This is a genomic window from Kitasatospora sp. MBT66 (genome assembly GCF_000710405.2).
GTDB lineage: Bacteria > Actinomycetota > Actinomycetes > Streptomycetales > Streptomycetaceae > Kitasatospora > Kitasatospora purpeofusca.
The window spans coordinates 282,255-286,526 of the sequence record NZ_JAIY01000010.1 but is presented as its reverse complement, the minus strand read 5'-3'; the positions used below and the strand labels follow the sequence as shown (position 1 = coordinate 286,526).

The window sequence follows — 4,272 nt, the reverse complement described above, 5'->3', positions numbered from 1 at the left end:
CCGCTCCGTCGTCCGCGGCTACAGCGCGCCCGGACGCACCAGGCCGCTCTCGTACGCGTACACCGCCGCCTGCACCCGGTCGCGCAGCTGCAGCTTCGTCAGCACATGGCCGACATGCGTCTTGACCGTCGTCTCGCTGACGAACAGCTCCGCCGCGATCTCCGCGTTCGACAGCCCGCGCGCCACCAGCTTCAGCACCTCCAGCTCCCGCTCGGTCAGCGCGTTCAGCGCCTGCGGCGGCGCCTCCTCGCCCGAGGGCAGCTTGGTGGCGTACATGTCCAGCAGCCGCCGGGTGATCGACGGCGCCAGCATCGCCGCGCCGTCCGCCACCACCCGGATCGCCTGCACCAGCTCCTCGGCCGGCACGTCCTTCAGCAGGAAGCCGCTCGCACCCGCGCGCAGCGCCTCCACCACGTACTCGTCCAGGTCGAAGGTGGTCAGCACCAGCACCTTGGCCGGGCCGTCCCGCCCCGGACCGGCGATCCGGCGGGTCGCCTCCACCCCGTCCATCCGCGGCATCCGGATGTCCATCAGCACCACATCGGGCTGCAGCGCCCGCACCTGGTCCAGCGCCTGCTGGCCGTCGCCGGCCTCACCGACCACCACCAGGTCGGACTCGGCCTCCAGGATCATCCGGAAACCGGTGCGCAGCAGCGGCTGGTCGTCGACCAGCAGCACTCGGATCGTCACCTAGGACTCCTTGCTCGTCTGATCCCCGGTGGGATCGTCCTCGTCGGGCGTACGCGCCAGCGGCAGCGGGTACGGCGGGGGCGTGCCGCCGAACTCCGGACAGCTGGCCCGGTGGTCGCACCAGTCGCAGAGCCGGTTGCGGGTCGCCGGGAAGTCGCCGGTCGCCACCGCCAGGCCGATCCGCTCCCACAGCGCCAGCAGCTTGCGCTCCACGGCCAGCAGGTCCGCCTCGTCCGGGTCGTAGCTGACCACGTCCCCGCCGCCGCCCAGGTAGACCAGCTGCAGCCGCCGGGGGAGCACGCCCTTCCAGCGCCAGACCACCAGCGCGTAGAACTTCATCTGGAACATCGCCTTGCCCTCGAAGTCCCTCGAGGGAGCCCGGCCGGTCTTGTAGTCCACCAACCGGACCTCGCCGGTCGGCGCGACATCGACCCGGTCGATGTAGCCGCGCAGCAGCAGCCCCGACTCCAGGGCCGTCTCCACGTAGAGCTCGCGCTCCACCGGGTGCAGCCGGGTCGGGTCCTCCAGCCGGAACCACTGGGCGACCAGCTTCTCCGCGTCCCCCAGCCAGCGCGTCAGCGCCGCGCCGTCCGGGTCCTCCGGGAACAGCCCGGCCAGCTCCGGGCGCTCGCCCAGCAGCCGCTCCCACTGCGGGCGCAGCAGCCCCAGCGCCCGCTCCGGCGTACGGTCCGCCGCCGGCGAGTCGAACAGCCGCTCCAGCACCGCGTGCACCAGGGTGCCCCGGGTCGCCGCCGGACTCGGCGGCTCCGGCAGCCGGTCGATCACCCGCAGCCGGTACAACAGCGGGCAGGTCAGGAAGTCGCCCGCGCGCGACGGGGACAGCCCGGTCGGGGCCGCCGCCGCCCGCGCCGGGGCCACGACGGCGCTGCTGGTCTCGGTCTGCTGCATACCCCAGACCCTATTGCCCTGCGCTGTCATCCCGCTGCCACGGTGCTGCCGCAAGCGGCCCGCGGGTGGGTATGAAGGCAGTGGGAGGACGAGGGGCGCGCGCCGGACGACCGCCCCGATCACGTAGCGTGGGCGCACCGGCGCGCGGCGCGTGCCGTTGGCAGACGGACGAAGGGAACACGGTGAGCGACTCCAGTGGCCGGCGGACCTCCGACCAGCCACCGCACGACAGCGGCACCCGACCCGGGACCCCGCCGCCCGAGGACCCGGAGCCCCGCGGCGGCATCCTGATGGGCCGCCCCTTCGGCGTACCGATCTACGTCACCCCGTCCTGGTTCGTCATCGCCGCCCTCATCACCTGGGTCTTCGGCGGCCAGCTCGACCGGGTCCTGCCCGAGCTCGGCGCCGCCCGCTACCTCCTCGCCTTCTTCTTCGCCGTCGCCTTCTACGGCTCGGTGCTGATCCACGAACTCGCCCACACCCTGGTCGCCCTGCGCTACAAGCTCGGCGTGCGCCGCATCCAGCTGCAGTTCTTCGGCGGCGTCTCCGAGATCGAGAACGAGGCCGAACGCCCCTGGCGCGAGTTCTGGCTGGCCTTCGTCGGCCCGCTGCTCTCGCTCGTCCTCGGCGGCGTGTTCTACCTCGCCCTCCAGGCCGTCGAGCTGTCCACCGTCCCCGGCGTCCTGCTCACCGGCCTGATGGTCTCCAACCTCGTCGTCGCCGCCTTCAACCTGCTGCCCGGCCTGCCGCTCGACGGCGGCCGGATGCTGCGCGCCGTCGTCTGGGCGGTCACCGGCCGGCCGATGACCGGCACCGTCGCCGCCGCCTGGGCCGGCCGGGCGCTCGCCGTCGCCGTCCTGATCGGCCTGCCCCTGGTCAGCTCCGCCCGCGAACTCGACCGCAGCCGCACCGACACCCTGGTCGACGCCGTCCTCGCCGCCGTCCTCGCCGCCATCATCTGGAACGGCGCCACCGGCGCCCTGCGCAACGCCCGGCTCAAGGAGGTCCTGCCCGGCCTGCGGCTGCGCGACCTCGCCCGCCGGGCCGTCGAGGTCACCGCCGACACCCCGCTCGGCGAGGCCATGCGGCGCGCCCACGAGGCCCGGGCCGGCGCCGTCGTCGTCGTCGACGGGCGCGGCGAGCCGATCGCCCTCGTCCGCGAGTCCGCCGTGCGCGCCGTCCCCGAGCACCGCCGCCCCTGGGTCGCCGTCGGCCCGCTCGCCCGCGACCTCGAACCCGGGCTGCGGCTCCCCGCCGACCTCGCCGGGGAGGACCTGCTGCGCGCCGTCCGGGCCACCCCCGCCGGGGAGTACCTGGTGGTCGAGGCGGACGGACGGGTGTTCGGCGTCGCCACGCTCACCGATATCGAGCAGCGGCTGACCGCCGCCGTCACCGGCCGCTGAGGCGGCCGCCCGGCAGGGCCGGGACGACCGTCCGGCGAGGTCGCGGCGGTCACCCGGCGGGGCCGGGACGATCACCTGGTCGGGCGGACGGCCCGCTTCCCTTAGGATTGTCCGCATGTCCGAACCGACCGGTGCCACCCGCCGACGCGGGCCCTTCCAGGTCGGGGACCAGGTCCAGCTGACCGACCCCAAGGGCCGCCACTACACGTTCACGCTCCAGGCCGGGAACCAGTTCCACACCCACAAGGGTGCGTTCCCCCACGACGAGCTGATCGGCGCCCCCGAGGGCACGGTCGTGCGCACCACGGGGAACGTCCCGTACCTCGCGCTGCGCCCCCTGCTCCCCGACTACGTCCTGTCCATGCCGCGCGGCGCCGCCGTGATCTACCCCAAGGACGCGGGGCAGATCCTGGCGATGGCCGACATCTTCCCGGGCGCCCGCGTGGTCGAGGCCGGCGTCGGCTCCGGCGCGCTGTCCACGTACCTGCTGCGCGCCGTCGGGGACACCGGCCTGCTCGCCTCGTACGAGCGCCGCCAGGACTTCGCCGACATCGCGCAGTCCAACGTCGAGCGCTACTTCGGCGGCCCGCACCCGGCGTGGAAGCTCACCGTCGGCGACCTCCAGGACAACCTGGTCGAGGGCGACGTCGACCGCGTCATCCTGGACATGCTCGCCCCCTGGGAGTGCCTGGACGTCGCCTCCAAGGCGCTCGTCCCCGGCGGCCTCATCTGCTGCTACGTGGCCACCACCACGCAGATGTCCAGGACCGTCGAGGCGCTGCGCGAGCACGGCACCTACACCGAGCCGCAGGCCTGGGAGACCATGGTCCGCACCTGGCACCTGGAGGGCCTGGCCGTCCGCCCGGACCACCGGATGATCGGCCACACCGGCTTCCTGCTCACCGCCCGGCGCCTCGCCGACGGCGTCGAGCCGCCGCTGCGCCGCCGCCGCCCGGCCAAGGGCGCCTACGGCGAGGAGTACGACAACGGGGCCCCCGAGCCCACCCTGCAGGAGCGCGCGGCCGCCCGGGCCGCCGCCCGCACCGAGAACGCCGACCAGGTCGACCTCGGCTGAGACACCCTCCGGAGGGGTGGTACGGCATCGCCGTACCACCCCTCCCGCGTTCCCGCACCCCCGTGACACCTCGCGGCCGCCCCGGTGTGGGACGATGCTCGCTCACACAGACCACTGGAGGGGACGCCTGGTGGAGACCGCGGTCGGGACGACGGCTGGACAGCGGACCGCGACGGGCCGCACCGGCCCCGGTCG

4 protein-coding genes are annotated in these 4,272 nt (G+C 74.3%); 2 read left to right on the top strand and 2 right to left on the bottom strand.

Annotation, left to right across the window (positions count from 1 at the left end; genetic code table 11):
- Positions 1-18 precede the first annotated feature (18 nt).
- Both BI06_RS25915 and BI06_RS25910 read right to left on the bottom strand, forming a co-directional pair.
- Positions 19-690: a response regulator transcription factor gene (locus BI06_RS25915; RefSeq protein WP_030299918.1), complete on the bottom strand. Its 672-nt coding sequence runs from the start codon at positions 688-690 to the stop codon at positions 19-21.
- On the bottom strand, positions 691-1,599 hold the full coding sequence (locus BI06_RS25910; RefSeq protein ID WP_030395899.1) for a RecB family exonuclease: 909 nt from the start codon (positions 1,597-1,599) through the stop codon (positions 691-693). It lies immediately after the preceding gene.
- 182 nt (positions 1,600-1,781) lie between these two features.
- Between BI06_RS25910 and BI06_RS25905 the strand changes: the two genes are divergently transcribed.
- A complete protein-coding gene (locus tag BI06_RS25905) occupies positions 1,782-3,002 on the top strand; it encodes a site-2 protease family protein (protein WP_037781155.1) in 1,221 nt (406 codons plus the stop codon).
- Positions 3,003-3,117: 115 nt separating this feature from the next.
- A complete protein-coding gene (locus tag BI06_RS25900; RefSeq protein WP_043471962.1) occupies positions 3,118-4,077 on the top strand; it encodes a tRNA (adenine-N1)-methyltransferase in 960 nt (319 codons plus the stop codon).
- The last annotated feature ends 195 nt before the right edge of the window (positions 4,078-4,272 follow it).